Source organism: Candidatus Curtissbacteria bacterium (assembly GCA_024654445.1).
Lineage (GTDB): Bacteria > Patescibacteriota > Microgenomatia > Curtissbacterales > GWA2-41-24 > JANLHP01.
The window spans coordinates 1-16,524 of record JANLHP010000031.1 but is presented as its reverse complement, the minus strand read 5'-3'; the positions used below and the strand labels follow the sequence as shown (position 1 = coordinate 16,524).

General features: G+C 41.4%; 19 protein-coding genes and 1 tRNA gene. 6 read left to right on the top strand and 14 right to left on the bottom strand.

What is annotated here, in order from left to right:
* Positions 1-624: 624 nt before the first annotated feature.
* From NUV69_05760 to secE, 8 genes are all read right to left on the bottom strand, one after another.
* Positions 625-831 (bottom strand): helix-turn-helix domain-containing protein, encoded by a 207-nt coding sequence (locus NUV69_05760; protein ID MCR4325158.1) that lies wholly within the window; start codon positions 829-831, stop codon positions 625-627.
* A gap of 217 nt (positions 832-1,048) precedes the next feature.
* On the bottom strand, positions 1,049-1,423 hold the full coding sequence (rplL, locus tag NUV69_05755) for a 50S ribosomal protein L7/L12 (GenBank protein ID MCR4325157.1): 375 nt from the start codon (positions 1,421-1,423) through the stop codon (positions 1,049-1,051).
* A 278-nt stretch (positions 1,424-1,701) separates the two neighbouring features.
* Positions 1,702-2,232 (bottom strand): 50S ribosomal protein L10, encoded by a 531-nt coding sequence (gene rplJ, locus NUV69_05750; protein MCR4325156.1) that lies wholly within the window; start codon positions 2,230-2,232, stop codon positions 1,702-1,704.
* Between the two features lie 388 nt (positions 2,233-2,620).
* The gene (locus NUV69_05745; protein ID MCR4325155.1) at positions 2,621-3,583 is read right to left on the bottom strand and encodes a hypothetical protein; all 963 of its coding nucleotides are present in this window, start codon (positions 3,581-3,583) and stop codon (positions 2,621-2,623) included.
* Positions 3,584-4,008: 425 nt separating this feature from the next.
* The gene (rplK, locus tag NUV69_05740; GenBank protein ID MCR4325154.1) at positions 4,009-4,434 is read right to left on the bottom strand and encodes a 50S ribosomal protein L11; all 426 of its coding nucleotides are present in this window, start codon (positions 4,432-4,434) and stop codon (positions 4,009-4,011) included.
* Positions 4,435-4,578: 144 nt separating this feature from the next.
* Complete coding sequence (locus NUV69_05735; protein ID MCR4325153.1) at positions 4,579-5,574, bottom strand: class A beta-lactamase-related serine hydrolase; 996 nt, start codon at positions 5,572-5,574, stop codon at positions 4,579-4,581.
* Positions 5,575-5,921: 347 nt separating this feature from the next.
* Positions 5,922-6,806 (bottom strand): transcription termination/antitermination protein NusG, encoded by an 885-nt coding sequence (nusG, locus tag NUV69_05730; GenBank protein ID MCR4325152.1) that lies wholly within the window; start codon positions 6,804-6,806, stop codon positions 5,922-5,924.
* Complete coding sequence (secE, locus tag NUV69_05725; GenBank protein MCR4325151.1) at positions 6,807-6,992, bottom strand: preprotein translocase subunit SecE; 186 nt, start codon at positions 6,990-6,992, stop codon at positions 6,807-6,809.
* A 117-nt stretch (positions 6,993-7,109) separates the two neighbouring features.
* On the opposite strand from secE, the gene galU reads away from it, so the two are divergent.
* Both galU and NUV69_05715 read left to right on the top strand, forming a co-directional pair.
* Complete coding sequence (galU, locus tag NUV69_05720) at positions 7,110-7,982, top strand: UTP--glucose-1-phosphate uridylyltransferase GalU (protein ID MCR4325150.1); 873 nt, start codon at positions 7,110-7,112, stop codon at positions 7,980-7,982.
* A 264-nt stretch (positions 7,983-8,246) separates the two neighbouring features.
* Entirely contained in the window at positions 8,247-8,639 is a 393-nt protein-coding gene (locus tag NUV69_05715) for a hypothetical protein (GenBank protein MCR4325149.1), read from the top strand.
* Positions 8,640-8,641: 2 nt separating this feature from the next.
* Here the strand turns inward: NUV69_05715 and NUV69_05710 are convergent, their stop codons facing one another.
* On the bottom strand, positions 8,642-9,001 hold the full coding sequence (locus tag NUV69_05710) for a hypothetical protein (protein ID MCR4325148.1): 360 nt from the start codon (positions 8,999-9,001) through the stop codon (positions 8,642-8,644).
* A gap of 84 nt (positions 9,002-9,085) precedes the next feature.
* Between NUV69_05710 and NUV69_05705 the strand changes: the two genes are divergently transcribed.
* The 3 genes from NUV69_05705 (at position 9,086) to NUV69_05695 (ending at position 11,860) form a co-directional block, all read left to right on the top strand.
* Positions 9,086-10,864, top strand: a complete 1,779-nt coding sequence (locus tag NUV69_05705) for an ATP-binding protein (GenBank protein ID MCR4325147.1) — start codon at positions 9,086-9,088, stop codon at positions 10,862-10,864.
* 2 nt (positions 10,865-10,866) lie between these two features.
* Positions 10,867-11,250: a response regulator gene (locus tag NUV69_05700; protein ID MCR4325146.1), complete on the top strand. Its 384-nt coding sequence runs from the start codon at positions 10,867-10,869 to the stop codon at positions 11,248-11,250.
* Between the two features lie 343 nt (positions 11,251-11,593).
* Positions 11,594-11,860, top strand: a complete 267-nt coding sequence (locus NUV69_05695; GenBank protein ID MCR4325145.1) for an RNA-binding protein — start codon at positions 11,594-11,596, stop codon at positions 11,858-11,860.
* 115 nt (positions 11,861-11,975) lie between these two features.
* Here NUV69_05695 and NUV69_05690 read toward each other — a convergent pair whose 3' ends face one another.
* Positions 11,976-12,350 (bottom strand): hypothetical protein, encoded by a 375-nt coding sequence (locus NUV69_05690; GenBank protein ID MCR4325144.1) that lies wholly within the window; start codon positions 12,348-12,350, stop codon positions 11,976-11,978.
* Between the two features lie 49 nt (positions 12,351-12,399).
* Here NUV69_05690 and NUV69_05685 point away from each other — a divergent pair, with 49 nt between their 5' ends.
* Positions 12,400-13,341 carry a lytic transglycosylase domain-containing protein gene (locus tag NUV69_05685; GenBank protein ID MCR4325143.1) on the top strand — a complete coding sequence of 314 codons (942 nt, stop codon included), beginning with the start codon at positions 12,400-12,402 and terminating at the stop codon, positions 13,339-13,341.
* Here NUV69_05685 and NUV69_05680 read toward each other — a convergent pair.
* The 4 genes from NUV69_05680 to NUV69_05665 all read right to left on the bottom strand — a co-directional run.
* The gene (locus NUV69_05680; protein ID MCR4325142.1) at positions 13,338-14,414 is read right to left on the bottom strand and encodes a Xaa-Pro peptidase family protein; all 1,077 of its coding nucleotides are present in this window, start codon (positions 14,412-14,414) and stop codon (positions 13,338-13,340) included. The genes NUV69_05685 and NUV69_05680 overlap by 4 nt on opposite strands.
* Positions 14,411-15,982, bottom strand: a complete 1,572-nt coding sequence (locus NUV69_05675) for a hypothetical protein (GenBank protein MCR4325141.1) — start codon at positions 15,980-15,982, stop codon at positions 14,411-14,413. Before NUV69_05675 ends, NUV69_05680 begins: the two co-directional genes overlap by 4 nt.
* A gap of 20 nt (positions 15,983-16,002) precedes the next feature.
* Positions 16,003-16,073: transfer RNA gene (locus tag NUV69_05670), tRNA-Trp, on the bottom strand.
* 162 nt (positions 16,074-16,235) lie between these two features.
* Positions 16,236-16,524, bottom strand: a 289-nt coding sequence (locus tag NUV69_05665) for a hypothetical protein (GenBank protein MCR4325140.1), incomplete at its 5' end; no start/stop codon positions are given.

The window sequence follows — 16,524 nt, the reverse complement described above, 5'->3', positions numbered from 1 at the left end:
GCTGGCAACGGGGCAGTTCAGGAATGTGACATTAACTTCCACAGCACCACCACCTGCACCTCCTCCGGCCCCACCTCCGGCACCTCCTCCGGCACCACCTCCGGCCCCACCACCGGCACCACCACCGGCACCAGGGCAATACACACCTGCGCCTTACTACTATGAAAGCACGGACTTCAGCTATACGCTTTCAGTGAACATTGAAAATAGTGGAGACAAAGATCTAAATAACTTAAGGTGTACTCCTAGAGCTGGTTATAATTATTGTGTTAAGAATCCCTAAAATAAGAGTATCACGGGTATCAAAAGTTAAACTTCTAAATCTCAAATTTCAAACCATAAACGAATTAAGTCAATTTCTAATTTTTAATTTCTGATCAAATCCTAATCATTAAAATTATAAATTAAAGCATTTAAAATTCATTAAAAATTCCAAATTAAGAATTATTTGTTATGTGCTTGATAATTGGAATTTTGTAGCTGCACGATGTGAGGATCGCAAGAAGGAAGTCGTTATTTTGTTATCTTTACTGAGAACTCCCTCCGGATTGTTGTCCTAGCAACCAAAGAACGCTTCTTTTTTAGACTGAACGGAAGTGAAGTCGCAAGAGACAAGTGGTTTGCTTACTGATTTGTGCTGCCGCCTGATTGTTGACCGAGAAGCCACAAAACCGCTTCTTTCTTATAACGACGGTCGCCACGGGAATTTATGCGGATTGCGGGAAGTTTACCGCGTTTGCCCCATCGTTTGACGGTTAGTGGGGCAACGCGCAAGATCTTTGCAACTTCTTTTACGGTTAATAATTCGGGCCAGTCATCTCCAAGAGCCATAATTTAGTGGGTAGTTTGTAGTTAATAGTAGGTAGTGAGGTGTTCTTTTACTAATCTATCTTTCTACAAACTAATATGCACTCATATATATCACAGCGGGAAAAACTAGGTCAAGGGGGGAAAGACCCATTTATACAGAGCCATGCGGCCCTCGTCCTTATCGGATGAGGACTGCGGGCCTAAAGGTCGAACCCCAGAAGAGCTCGACCTTAATGGGTTATTTAAGTTCGACTTTGGCGCCCGCGGCTTCTAATTTGGTTTTGGCCTCGTTCGCATTTTCCTTATTGACGCCTTCCAAAACGGGTTTTGGAGGACTGTCTACTAAGTCTTTGGCCTCTTTAAGACCAAGAGTCGGGACTAGTTCACGAACAACTTTAATAACAGAAATTTTGTTGGCACCGGATTCTGTCAAAACAACGTTGAAGGTTGTCTGTTCCGAAGCTCCAGCGCCTTCTCCTGCGCCTGCTGCTGGTGCTGCGCCAGCTACCATTGCGGGTGCGGCACTAACTCCAAACCTTTCCTCGAGAGCTTTGACGAGTTGAGAAAGATCCAAAACTGAAAGTTTTTCTATTGTCTCAATGATTTTTCCCAGTTCTGCGCTTACTTCGACTGTAGGTTTTGCTTCCTCTTCAGGTTCTTCCTTTGGTGCTTCTTCTGCCTTAGGTTCTTCAGCCGTTTGAGGTTCGGCTGGAGCTTCTGCTTGAGCTTCTTCCGGTTTGTTTTCTTCTGGTTTGTCTTGTTTTTGATCGTCGTCTGCCATAATATTCACCTCCTTAACTTAATTCAAAATTTAAAAATCAAAATTATGGAAGCTAACTTCATTAGTTTTTGATTTTGAAAAATGCAACTTTGATATTTGTATTTTAATATTTAAACTTTCTTTGATGCTTGGTCGAGTACATATACTAAATTTCTAATATTGGCCGACAAAACGGATACAATTCCGTAAAGAGGGGAGGAAATTGCTCCAACAACCTGTCCATGTAATACGTCTCGGCCTGGAATTTTTGCGAGAGTTTCTAGCCCGTTTTCATCCAATTGATCTTTTGCGAAAAAGCCAAATTTAAACTTCGGAAGGCCGAATGTTTTTGCGTTATCTGCGATATTTTTGATAGGCGCAATTTCGTCCTCGTAAGAAAAAACAGCAGCGGTTGGGCCAATAAGTTGATCTTCTCCAATTTCTAGATCGTTTTTTAGAAGTGCGCGTTTGAAAAGTGAGTTTTTTGCAACGATGAGTTCGCCACCGGCCTCTTTTATTTTTTCGCGGAGTTCTTTAATTTGGTTTACGGTAAGGCCCCTGTAGTCGGTAAAAGCAATGGTTTTGCTTTTTTTTACCTTTTCGGCAAGAGATTGAACTGATTCAACCTTTTTTTCGCGACTCGAAAGAGTTGTTTTTTTCATAATGATTTCTAATTAACCAAAGAAAAACGCCTATCAAAGGCGTCAGGGGAAGAGAAGATTCTCTATTTACGTTCCTGCGTAGGAAATTAAGTTCTTCGACAAACCGAAGAACGCCTACGGTCTTTGGATATGTTGCAAACTATACCAACTTTTTGCTTTTATTGTCAACGATTGTAGCTGATACTAAAAAGCCCCAAATACTTTGAGGCTTTTTTTAATTACATTCCTTTTGGAATTACTCAGTCGTTTTTTCAGAATCTTCTTTTTCCTCTTCTTTGTCGTCGTCATCATCGTCCTGAATTATATTTAAATTTGATACCATTTTTATCACCCCCTTTTTAGCTTGAAAGCCACTTAGAGATGGCAGGTCTTTTGAAAGTTAGCAAAACTAGTTCTTTTTTGAAGTTGCGATTTCAACTTTTATGGCAGGACCCATCGTAGTTTTAATTGTTGCCTTTTTAATTTTGTTTGGGCCAACTGCAACAATTAATGCTTTAAGATTTTCAGAAATTTGTTCTGGTTTAAGCGAAAGTTTGCCGAGTTTTGTGTGCAGAATGGGAGCAGTTGGATCCGATTTTAAGCTGATGGTACTTGAGGTAGATCCTGCAATAATGTCATCTGGTTTTATTGTAACCGTTCCATTTTTAGGGTTAGGCATCATACCTTTTGGTCCTAAGATTTTGGCGACTCGTGCCAGTTGTGGCATAAAAGCAGGGCTGGAAATAACGGCGTCAAAATCGCGATTAGGTTTTAACGTGCCGTTTTCTATTTCGGCGATTGTTTTTTCGCTTGCCCAAGTAACGTTTTTCAGCGCGTCTGATTTTTTGTCTGAGAAAACTAAATACCTGAGCTCTTTTTTCTCTCCGACAGAATGTGGAAAGTCGACCTTTGCTCTTATGTTCCTGTCGACTACATTGAGGTGAACTTCCACCGTTGGGTCGAATTTTGTAATAGACGTCTTTGCAAGGAGCACGATCGCTTCGTCGAGACGATAAGCCTTATCTTTTTCTATTAATTTTGCAGCATCTAGATACTTTTTGCCTCTCTTGCGAACACTAGTTGCAGTTTTTGCCTCTTTAATTGGTTTTTGACCAATTTTGATTTTTTCTTTAGGGGGTAAGGTGGTACCGACACGAATTTTCCCTTCAGGCGTCAGCCTTGCGTCTTGTGCTTCTGTGTTTTCTGGTTTAGTGTCTGTTTCAATTGCTTCTGTTGGTTTTTCTTCCTGAGGTTTTTGAACCTCTTGTTTGATCTTGGAGGGACTTGTAAGTTTTTCCGCGTGTTTTCTGGAAGTTTTAACTTCCTGCTCGTCGCTTGCAAGATCGATGACCTTAACTCTGGTTGTTCCCATGATGGTTATTAATTTTGAGTTATGAGTAGTGAGTTTAGCTTATTTTATGGCAGATTTCAATCCACTTATCATTTTTGATAACTGACGAATTTCTTCTCGCAACCCATTTTTTGTTGCAAGGTTTATTAATTTTTGCTCAAAGACTATTTCTAATAAGAGAACAATCTCAAAACAAGAGCCTCTTGCGATATCTAAAAACCTACCGAATTCTTTTTACCTTTTGCTGATCCTTCAGCTATATTTAGAGTTATAGAAAGAGATGCTCTTCCAAGTTGACTTGTCAAGTCAAATAAATATTCTTTCGGCCAACCTTTAGTGAGAGTGTAGATCTTATCTGTGGGTTCCAAGGAGCGTTGATAGACAGTCAGGTTCTCAAAGTTAAATTTCTTCATTACGACGCATAACTTACTACACACAACTAGAAGTCACTCAGTAACTTCTACGCCCATACTTCTGGCTGTGCCCTGAACTATTTTTATAGCTGCTTCTACGTCTTTGGTGTTAAGATCAGACATTTTATCTTCGGCTATCTTTCTTGCTTGTTCTTTGTTCATTTTGGCGACTGTCTGCTTGCCAGTTGTTGCAGCACCTTTTTGGATTCCTAAAGTTTTCTTGATCATCTCGGCAACAGGCGGTTTTTTAATGATGAACGAGAATGTTCGGTCTTCGTAAACCGTTATGACCACGGGAAGAACTGTGCCTGGCTGGTCTTGTGTCCTTTCGTTAAAAGCTTTGACAAAATCCATGATAGGTAGACCGTGAGGTCCAAGAGCAGTACCTACTGGGGGTGCCGCGGTTGCTTGAGCCCCGACGACATTTAACTTAATGATGGTTTTAACCTTTTTAGCCATAAATTTAATTGTTAGATTGCTGAATTGATAAATTGCTAAATTGAAAAAACGATTTAACAATATAAGAGAGCTTGTTTCTCGCAAGCTCGAAATAACGATTTAGCTATTGATTTGTGAGAGTATACGCTAAGACCGCATGTTATTTCAAGGCAGATTGCCTTCGAGTGCGTTGTAGATTTCTTTCGAAAGAAGCGCAATTTTCTCGCTGGTGTCTTCGGGCCTGTCGGTCTCAGTCAAAAATACGAATATGTAATTGCCTTTCCTGCCGTAAATTATCCCTGCGTCGTTTCTTACAAAATCAAGCTCACCTGTCTTGTGCCCAACTTTTATATCATTTGGAAGATATTTTGGAATTCTATTTGCGATTTTCTGACTCAGAAGAAGATCCCTCATCTCTTCTGAAGCGGTGTTATTAACAGCAGATTTGCCGTAGATTCTTTCAAGGATGTCGCTTGTCGCAGTTGCTGTCATAAATGGGGAGTTGGGACTTGTTAAGTCGATACCTTCTACGCCTTCAGCCTTGAGTAGCCTTTCGATGTTTCCCCAGCCAAGTTTTTCAGCAAGGAGAATAGCGGCGTAGTTATCGGAGACGCTGATCATCGCGTGGAGAGCATTTTCGACTGTGTAGGAAACGGTTGCCCCTCCTTGTTGCGATGGTTCTTCGGCTTCCTGGCCTTCTTCATCGCGACCGACAAGGGTTTGGTCGAGAGTAAATTGGTCTTCAGAGAGAACTTCATCCTTTTGTAGTTTTCCGTCTTCTAATGCTTGATAAGTTGCCCACATAACGGCAAGTTTGTAAATGCTTGCTGAAGTCATCATCTCGTTTTCGCGCCAAAGGTATGTCTCTTCATTATTTATGTCACGCACTACGACGGCCCACTTTCCTTCTAAATTTGGAATTTGATTCCTGAAGATGCTTTGAACAGCTAGATTTTCCACTTTGGGGTTTAACTTTTCTTCAACAGCACCCAAGTAAGGGTCTAATATGGTTTTAGTGCCGTAATTTAAGGCGAAAAGGAGTGTTAGAAGGAAAACTGTGAGGGCTAGAGACCAAATTAGAAGGATTTTTGGTACCCTAGGAAGGGCCTTGGGGTCGATGGGATTTTTTGGTGGTAATTTTAATCGTAGGAAGTCAAACATGCTCTACATTTTAGCAGGAATTTATCGTGTGAGTCTTAGAATTTCAGTACGAACAAATTGATCACCTGCTGGTGTAATGTGAATTCCATTTGTTCCCGTTGCGGCCAGGCGGGCTCAAATACCAGTCGGCAAGGAATGCTGCTTTTAACTCTTTAGACAGGAGAAACTTCTCCTAAATCTCGTTCATTAGCCATGTAATTTCACCTCCTTTCGCCAAAGGGCGTTTATTTTTAGAGGGTTTTTTGGGGATTCTAATATTATTTTGAGCGAATATCAGAAAACCACGGTCTTTAGGGTTGTGGGGATCTATTTATATTAAGACGCGGAGTGCGCGTCAATATGGCAAATTAGAGCTTTGCGACCTGGAGGAAGTCCAATTCTACCGGTGTCTCACGTCCAAAAATTGATACCATAAGTTTGAGCTTGCCTTTTTCTTCGTCGATTTCGGAAATTGATCCCAGAAATTCGGAAAATGGACCGTCGACAATCTTGACCGCTTCGCCAATAGAAAACGCGGTTTTGAATTTCGGCGCTTCCATTTGCATAAATCTTTTGATGCTGGTGACTTCTTCTTCCGGAATTGGAGTCGGTCTGTTGAAGTTGCCGACAAAGCTTGTGATGCCTGGGGTTGTTCTGACCGCAAGCCAGGTGTTGTCGTCCAGAATCATTCTTATTAAAAGATAGCCGGGAAAGAGTTTTTCCTTGACGGTGTTTTTCTTGCCCTCTTTTATTTCTATCTTTTCTTGTGTCGGAACAAGAATGTCCAGGATTTTATCTTGGAGGTGTTGAGCGTCGACTCTTTGTTTTAAGGTTGCTGCGACCTTCGCCTCGTGGCCCGAATATGTATGAACAACGAACCATTTGGCGTCTTTGCCGTCATCGGCAACGGGTCCCGGAATGCGCCTTGGTTCTTCTTGTGGTTCAACGGATTCCGATGGTTCGGAAGTTGAGACGCCATTTGCGTCCGAAGAGGCGGGCTCAGTTGCTTCAGAAGTCTCTGCTGCTTCGTCGGCGGCTGTTTCTGCTGGCTCAGATGGTTGTTCGGGAGCTTCTTCAGGCTCCGATGTTGGCTCGCTAGATTCTTCTGCGGTCGGTTCAGTCGACTGGTTTCCAGGTTCGCTAACGGGCTGATCTGTTTGATTTTGAGCGCCACTGGTATCCGCCGAGTCTTTTATTTCCTTATCAGATGACTCTTCGGTTGTTTTTGGTTCGTTTTGATTTTGATCGTCCATTTAGGTCAAAAACTTTTCCGTTAATTTTGCAAGAATTGCGTCAATTCCTGAAACGTATGCCCCGACTATTACGGAAACAACGATGACCACTAAAGTTAACCTTAGTGTTTCAGGTCTTGTGGGCCAGACTACTTTTTCAAGCTCGGCTTTTGATTCTTTTAAGTAACTGAGCGGGTTAAATGCCACTAAATTATTTTTCCTCGAAAGAGGATTCTGGGGTATATTATCACCAATTTAGACTTTTAGGCAAGAGATGGTAGAATTGTCTTGCCTCCGCGACGTTGGAGGTGTTAATTTTAATATATGGCTAAAAAAGTTAGAAAGGTTGTTATTCCTGCTGCAGGCTTTGGAACTCGCTTTCTGCCTGCAACTAAGGCTTCTCCAAAAGAAATGCTCCCTATTGTTGATAAACCGATTATTCAGTACGTCGTTGAACAGGCGGTTTCCGCGGGAATAGAAGAAGTGATTGTGGTTACAGGTTGGCATAAAAGGGCGATTGAGGACCATTTCGACAGCCATTTTGAACTTGAGGCGAGACTTGAAAAAGATGGAAAAACTGAACAGCTAGAAGAAATCAGAAGGATTTCTAATCTTGCGAATTTTGTCTATGTGAGACAAAAAGAACCGCTTGGGAATGGACACGCGGTTCTGGTTGCAAAAGACGTTATAGGAGATGAACCCTTTTTGGTTATGTGGGGAGATGAGTTTTTCCAGGCAGAACCCGCGGCACCGGTCCAGCTTGTCGCGGCGTACGAAGAATTTGAATGTCCTGTTATTGCTGGAGTCAGGATTAAAAAAGAAGATTTGCACAAATATGGAATTGCTGATGTTACTCCCGTCCGTGACAATATTTTTAAGATAAACAAAATTGTTGAAAAGCCTACGGCTGAAGAAGCTCCCTCAGACCTTGCAACCCATGGTAGTTATTTATTTACGCCAGATATTTTCGAGATTCTGGAGAATTTAACGCCGGGAAAAGGTGGAGAAATTTGGATCGCTGACGCGATCGAGAAGCTGATTGAGAAGAGAGATGTTTACGCCGTTGAGCTTAAAAATTCTAAATATTATGATTGCGGTAATAAGATAAGTTATCTGAAGGCAGTAATTGATCACGGGCTTGCCCATGACGATATAAGCGGAGAACTCCGAGAATACCTCAAGAGCCTCGAACTGTAAGAGTACCACGAGTGGTCAGAGTACTAAGGGTATCAAAAGCTTAAACCCCAAATCACAAATTCTAAAACTCAAATAATTTGTAATTTAAAATTTCTAATTTTTAATCAAATCTTAATGTTTAAAATTTAAAAATTATTCATTTGACATTGAATCTAAAATTAAAAATTTATGATTTGTTTGTAATTTGGTGTTTGATTATTGGTCATTCATTAAAAAGCCCATGATACTCGTGATACTCTTGATTCCCATGATACACTTTCCCAAATGAAGCATTTGGCAATTTTTTCCCCTGACGCAGTCAAATTTATTTTTTCCGGCAAAAAGAAAATAGATGGAAGGTTTTCGAGAATTAAAATCGCTCCTTTTGCGAAAGTTTCTGCCGGGGACACCGTCTACATAAAGGTTTCAGGGGAAAAGATAGTCGGTCAGTTTCTTGTGGACAGAGTTCTTTATTTTGATCATCCCAAAGAGGAAGAACTTGAGTCGCTTATTAAAAAATATAGGAACGATTTAATTATGCCCAAATCTTTTTGGCTCTCTCACGAAAAAGCGAATTTCGTAAGCTTGATGTTTATAAAATCGGTGACAAAGTTTATTGTCGCACCCGAATTTATTAAAAAAGATCTACGGCCCTGGGTAGTCTTAGAGGGTGAGTGATGTCAAGGGGATTTTGAGATAATGTCGATTTTAGATTTTGGTATCCCCAATTTTTTAAGTTTTTCTAGATCTTCTTTTGAATCTACGACAAGTCTGTCTGACTGAGAAAGTAAAAAGCGAGTTACCAAATTAGGCTTTGGTGGATTAGAAAATCCTTGTATCCATAAAAATCTTTTTCCACCAAGGCGCAGAAGCTGCACCGCAGTCATTTGTCTAGCTTTGGGCTTTTTAACAAATATAAAATCTATTTTCTTTCCGTTTTTGATTTTTTGGAACGTTTGGGTAAAAGAAGAATTTGCCTTAATTATCAAAAGGTGTGATCTGGAGTTTAAGATGGTTATGATTTGTTTTACATTAGACACAACACCTGAGGTAAATTTCTCAAATATCAACCTAAATTGCAAGAGAGCAAAAAAGTATCATAAACTAGAGTAGGACCCCACAAAATGGACTTTACATTCAGCCTTTTGGCTATTGCCGTTGTTAGCACACTTTCGTCTAGTGCTGCTTACTTTCTGATGAGGAGAAAGTTTCTTGGAGAACTTGAAAGAGGTCGGGAAAGAGAACTTGAACTTGGAAGGCGGGTATACGAGAATGCCGTGCTTTACGAGGTAAGCAAAAGGATAGGGTACCTGTTGGACGCACAGAAAATAATTGAAATAATAAGCGGTTCTTTGGGCAACATCGTTAGATATTCAACCGTAAGCTATATGGTAATTGACGACCAGAGACAACGGGTTAGGTTTGACTGCACGGTAAATGAGGATGTCAGCAGAAAGTTTATAAGTGAGGTTAAGATGAATATGCTTTCGACGTTTTCAGAGTTAAATGACAGGTTACTTAAAGAGTCTGATGTCGAAGAGAAGATTTCGGGAAGAATTGTTGGCGAGGAAGGTGCCTCTATGATCGCCTCTTATTTTAACTTGCCAATAATGGTTTCTGGCCGAACTGTTGGCCTGATAAATGTATCTTCAAAAAATGAACGTGAATATCTTCGAAAGGACATCGAGGTTTTGGAAAAGATTGCCAAACAAGCGTCGGATGCAGTTACTAGTTTGCACGAAGTCCTGGAAAATGAAAAGGGGAAACTTGAACAAGCAGTGGAGTCTCTTGCGGATGGAATGTTTATGGTGGACGCAAAATATAGCGTTGTTATCTCCAATAAAAAATTCGAATCAATGCTAAAGATGGCAAACGCTCCTAGATTTTTTGAAATTGTAAATGCGTTTTCAGGAAAGTTAGACGTTAGGTCAAAGGTGGAAGAAGTTTTAGTTTCACAAAACAAGGTTCTTGAAGTGGAAATAATATTTGAGGAGTTGACGTATAGAGTTTCTTTTGCAAGAGTTGTTGACAAAAACAACATTCCCCATGGAGTTGTTGCACTTTTCCACGACATTACTCACGAGAAATCCTTGGAGAAACTGAGACAAGACTTCACGGCAATGATGGTCCACGAGCTGCGATCTCCATTAACTAGCATCAAAACAACAGTCGAGTTTTTACAAGGCGAACTTGGAAAAGTAACGGAGGATGAACTGAGGAAATATTTTCTAACTATTGAAAATATTTCTCATTCGATGCTTGAGATTGTTAACGACCTCTTGGATGTTGCGAAGCTCGAAGCAGGTAAGTTCGATGTCGTTTGTGAATCTGGTGATATTGCACGGGTAATTCGCGAGAGCGTCGAGCAGTTTAAGCCCGTTTCCGAAGAAAAGAATATTAAGCTCGATGTTGTAGTTGGCGAAAATCTGCCAAACGCATGGCTCGATAAAATGAGAATGAAACAGGTGATTAGTAATCTTCTTTCTAATTCGTTCAAGTACACAAATAGTGGGAGGGTGACTGTCACAGTTAAAAAGGAAGTGGTTAATGGATCCCCGGTTGACATCTTAATTTCCGTTTCTGATACTGGAATTGGGATAGAAAGAGAGGCGGTAGGGAAACTGTTTTCAAAGTACGGACAGTTAAAATCGGGGAGAGTTAAGGCGGGCGCAAAGAGTTCGGGTCTTGGACTTTTTATTTCCAAAGGGATTATTGAAGCGTCGGGCGGCAAGATTTGGGTTGAATCTGAAGGTATCGGGAAAGGGAGTACTTTTTACTTTACGGTACCAATTGCAACCGTGGATCTTGTTCGAAAAAATGCAGAAGCAAACAGGACAGCCGTACTTGCAAGTGCAGGATCAAAGCTAGTAGGATATACTAGTGAAAAGGTAGGGAGGGCGTAAAAATGGCAAATATATTCATAGTTGAAGACGACGTTAATTTAGCTAATATTTATCAAAAGAAGTTAGCGGAGGGTGGTCATAGCGCAACAATAGTTTCAGATAGTGAAGCGGCTACCGCTGCTGCCGAGAAAAAACCAAATCTTGTGCTTCTGGATATTTTAATGCCAAATGTTAACGGAATTGACGTTTTGAGAGAGCTTAAAGGTAATCCCCAGACTGCCGGTATTCCAGTTATTCTCCTTACTAATGTTGCTCAAGATGACACAATTGCAAAGGGTCTGGAGCTGGGTGCTTATGGGTATCTTCTAAAGTCGGAAACTACGCCTGACCAGGTTTTGCAGAGAGTCGATATGACCCTGCAAGAGACAGCCCCCGCGACACCTTAATGAATCGACTTGACTTAAAAGCCCATAACAAGCTAGAATTCAGACAGATTAACACTTATTGAACGGAAAAACTCTACGTTAATGTTCTCTTCTTTGCAATTTTTCACTAATTTTTTGACAGTTTTATATTCGCTCACAAAAAAGGATGATTGTTAATCCTAGAATGAATGAGTCGAAGAGCAAATACATCTTCCGAATAAGGGAAGTATCAGTTCGCTTATGTAAGCTAAGCTTGCAGTCCTCGTCCTACGACTTCGCTCAGGACTGCGGGCCTAAAACTTGAAGAGCAAAACTCCGGCATTAATGCTGGAGAAGTTTATAGAAAGGAGTGTGATATACACAGATGGCTACTAAATTATTTGTTGGCAGCTTGCCTTTTGCTACGACTTCTGATCAATTAAGAGAAGTTTTCGCAAAGGTTGGTGGAGTTACTGAAGCAAATGTTGTCATGGATCGAATGACAGGCAGATCACGAGGTTTCGGATTTGTCGAAATGGCAAAAGAAGAAGACGCTAAAAAAGCAATTGATCAGTTGAACGGTACAGAAATTGAAGGCAGGAAAATTTTCGTTTCAGAGGCAAGACCCCAAGCACCGAGAGACAATCAGTAAAAACAGGAATCGTTTAAGGGTAACGAAGCAGGTTTCGTAAAAAGGTTAGGTGAGATGCATACTCTAAAGTTAACTCCTAAACGAAACGGGCATCGTAACCTTAACCGTCTTTGATTTAGTTAATTTTTAATAACTTTCCTTCCGGATCAAGTTCGATGAAGTGAGTGGCGCTACCTTCGAGGAAATCCTTACATTGATTTTCTTCACGGTCGTCTAGTTTTTGTCGTGGATTGTGTGCAATATCCAAAACCCAACCTTCTGCAATTATTCCGAGACATGGTCCGTTTGAAAAATCGACTCCAGCCTCTTTTTTCTGGGCATATAAGTTGAGGGCATTTTTGAGTGCTTCGTCTTGTGACGCAATTTGCGTATTCGGTGACTGTTCTTGTTGCGAAATTTCTGGCGCGTCATTTCTGCTTATTCTGAAGTAAGCAAAGAGGAATAGCGCAAGGATTATTAAAGGGATTGCAAACTTAACGTATCTGGGCATAACAAAATTATACTTGATTTAGTGCGCGTGTTTTAAGTTAAATTAAAAGATGCCGGATCAGAGTGGCGAACAGCTAAGGCCAAGGACTACTTCGAGAAAACCTTCCAGGGCTTACGAAAATTATCGCTTAGATAAGCGTGGCATGTCGCCTATCGAGTATACAAGGAAGCTTTTTAAATCGGCATTGAAAGCGGGGGAGGCAGGAGTTGTAGGGTTTATGCTGATCGGAATGGCGAATCTTGCCGCCGATGTTTCGATTGGCCATGCGGATTCGGGAGAAGGTGACGTAAAAATCTCTAAACAGAAACCTGCAGAACACGAGACAGGGCGAAAGACTGCAACTGTCAGCGAAGATAATCGTGCGTCTGCCGTATCTAAGGTTGAGATGAACGATCTTTTTAGAGAGGTCTTTCCAAGTGCGTCCCCTCAAGAGTATGCAGAAATTTATCAAAAAGTCGAAAAATATGTTGGTACGAAAGGTGTGGGAGAGGTTGGACAATTCGATACGATGAAAGCTTTTTTGGCAGGTTATGGTGATCATGTTGAAATCCAGGCGATGGAACAAGATCTAGATCCAAGAATTGTCAAAGCCTTGATTTTTATCGAGAGCAGGGGGGATCGTTACGCAAAGAGCGGTGTTGGTGCCCTCGGCGTGTGTCAGTTTATGCCGGAAACTGCTCGAGATCTTGGGCTTAGGGTTGATGGGGAAATTGACGAAAGAGAAAATCCTTATTTATGTATTATTAAAATGACCGAGTATTTGAGCGCTTTGGTTACTACTTTTGATGGAGACGTCGGAAAGGCTATTTGGGCATATCATGCAGGGCAGGGAAATGTTTTGCGGGCCGAAAAGTCTATGAAGAAGAAAGCACCAAACGCTCATGCGATGCTAAAAGATGGTCGAGTGGTTAATTTTATTTACGAGGAAGGTCTTGGAGACGATACTGAAAATTATCTTTACAAAACGCTTGCGGCTGCGAAGCAATTTTAAACTTCGATAAGTCCTTCTACTTGTTTCCCTAAAACTCGTGCTTTTCCATTTTTGATTGTTACTAAATCTTCGATCCTAACTCCACCCCAATCCATGTATAGACCAGGCTCGATGGAGAAAACCATGTTCTCGGTGAGCTGATCCTTGATTTTAGATCGAACGTGGGGCGCCTCGTGAACTTCTAAGCCTATTCCATGGCCTAATCCATGGATGAAATACTCTTCTAGATTATTCTCTTTAAAAATATCGTTTGCGGCGTCAAAGGCAAGATGAGATTTTATTCCGTGTGTTACTTTTTCTATTGCTTTTCTTTGCGCTTTTAGAACGTGGTTATAAATATTTTTATGTTCATCTTTTGCACTGCCAATAAAAATAGTGCGTGAAAGATCGGCGCAATAATTTTGGTATTTTGCGCCAAAATCGAATAGAAGAACTTCGCCTTTTGCTATTCGTCTTTTGCCTGTTTGATGATGAGGAAGAGACGCGTTTGGACCGGATGCGATGATTGTTACAAAGGCGAGCCCTTCGCCACCCAGGGTTTTCATTATTCTTTCCAATCTTTCCGCGATTTCTTCTTCAGACTGTCCGGCTCTTAATGTTTTGATAATTTGATCGAATGCTTGCTGCGAGATAATCTGAGCCTTTTCGATTTTTTTAACTTCTTCTGCGGTTTTAATTAGTCGTAGATTTTCAATTTCGTTTTGCGTTTCTATAAATTTGGCGTGTGGAGCGTACTTTTTGTATCGTTTGAGTTCGGCGACCGTCAGATTATGCGCTTCGAATCCAATACGATTTGCTTTTTTGAAAAGCTTTTTGATGAAGTTTTCTATTTCACCTCTTTCTCTGGCGATTTTGACCTTTAGATCTTTGGATGCAACTTTTTGAGCTTCTGCTTGATAAAGTTTTGCTGTAATAAGGTTCGGTTTTGGAGCAAAAATCAAAATTGCTTCTCTCTCTGTCGGGGAAATCCCTTTAAAGCCGGAAAGATAAAGGACATTAAAAGGGTTTGTGACGATAAACGCGTCGAGGTTTTTTGATTTGAGAACTTGCGAAACCCTATTGAGTCTTTTCATCTTTTTGTGGTTTCTTGCCGGCCTCCTTCGAAGAGTTGTGCGATGTTAGGGTCGCCGTATTCGACAGAAAAACTTAATCTGCCGTTGGTATTTTGTGCTTTTATCGACCTTAGGAAAGTATCGCCGGAGGGTGCGATTACAGTTGCGCTCAACATCTCGGAGAGCTGATGACCAATACCGCCAACAAAGCCTGTGGAACAAGAGACAAGTATTAAAGTTGGATTTTTTATTAAATAATCCGGCAACCCTAAGATTCTGGGGTCTTGAAAATCGCGTGTGTCAATAATGTGTCTGCGATACCATAATCCTCTGGATCTGTCAGTTCGGGGCGTAGGATCCCCAAATTGAATAGTTGTCGGAGTACCATGACCGCCAATAACAGCAAAGGATATTTTTTGATTTTTCCCATACTTTCGATCCAATCTTCGAAGCATTCTGGAAATATCTATTTTGCTGTCCGCTTCGACTACTCTTACCAAATAATCGTCACCCAAACTTTCAAAAAGACCTCGAAGAGCTTGCCATTTATTATTAAAAGAGCCATTCCAGTCGCTTCTTGGAAAGAGGACTACTCCGTATGGTAAATTCTTATTGTCAGCTTCTTTGAATTGCTTAATGAGCATTTGTTCTGGATATCTGCCAAAGTCATAAATTCCAAAGTTGCTTGACAGATAAGAACAAATGCCGGGTATTTCGTATTCTAGATCTCCAATAGAACGGAGATTATCTAGCACTGGGTCAAATGAAATCGTGGATTGGTCGCTCCATTCCTTAGAGCTAAGTTTCCACGCCTCGACCGTAGCCTCGGGAGGTAAGCCAATACGTTCCAAAAAGGAGGGTAATGCTTCCTGTTCAAATAGCGGTTTGGTGCGCTTGTTTAATTTGGCGAGAAGGGTTACTCCGGCAGATACTGTGCGAGCTTTAGTGGTGTCTAATGACCTGAGCCCAGCTACTACCATTTTCTTTGCGGCGTCGATAACAAATTCGTCTTGGGCTGAGGAGAACGCTTCGGGATCTAGGCTTGCAACCTGAGCCAACACATCGGAATAACTGTCTGCCAATGCTGAACCAGAAAAGGCTCTGCTTAATACTCCAAGATTTTGTCCGATGACGGTTAAACCTAAATGTCTTTGTGCATCAGTGCCATGTTCAATTAATAACAATGAGAGCTCAAAAGCTTTCGTGATTCCCTTCCCCATTTTCCGTTTGATGGGAATAATATTGCTTTCTATGACGTCTACGGCCCTTTGGCGAAAACCGTTTGAATCCTCAAATAAGCAAGTATAATCCAGAGCTTCGAACGAACTGTTGAATTCGTCTCGGTTTTGATAAAGGCCTGAGACAATAGTGTCCGAGTAACTCCAAAATCTCTGGAGTGAATTTGACCTTTTGGTGTCTAGGGCGTCTATTTCATTGTATTTTAATTCTGTAACAGCCCTCTTTGCTCTTCGCGTATTATTGACATAGTCTCGCATTGCGTTTTTCATCTCCTTATGTCTCGCTGGATTAAAAGGAGGAATCTCTACTACGCTTGGGACTGCTTCTACTGTTTCCCGTGATTCAGGCATTGTTTTGGTTGAAAAGTATGCAGGGGCGGAGGGGATCGAACCCCCGTTATCGGTTTTGGAGACCGAAGTCCTACCACTGAACGACGCCCCTAAATCTAAGTGTGACAATTATATATCAGTCTTATTCTTCGAACAATCTGATATATGTCGCTCTCCGAAGGAGAGGAAGATATATCAGCCCTCGCTTCGCTCGCCTGATGTAATTTCTCGTTGTCGCTCGTAATTATACTAAAATTATTAACCAGGAATAAGACTAGGGAGCTTCTACGCAGTAGTTAAGGTCTGCGTGAGGTTTGTTGGACGTGACTCGACACAGCGCTTTAGGGTTTGAAGCAAGCTCCGGATCGTTTCCGTTTTCTAGTTTTGCCCAGAGTATGAAGTATGTTCTGTCAGCGCTGAGTTGGTAGTAGTAAGGCAAGCCTGTAAATCCTCCGAAAATCGGTGGTGGTGCCGGAGGAGGTGCCGGAGGTGGGGCCGGAGGAGGTGCAGGTGGTGGTGCTGTGGAAGTTAATGTCACATTCCTGAACTGCCCCGTTGCCAGC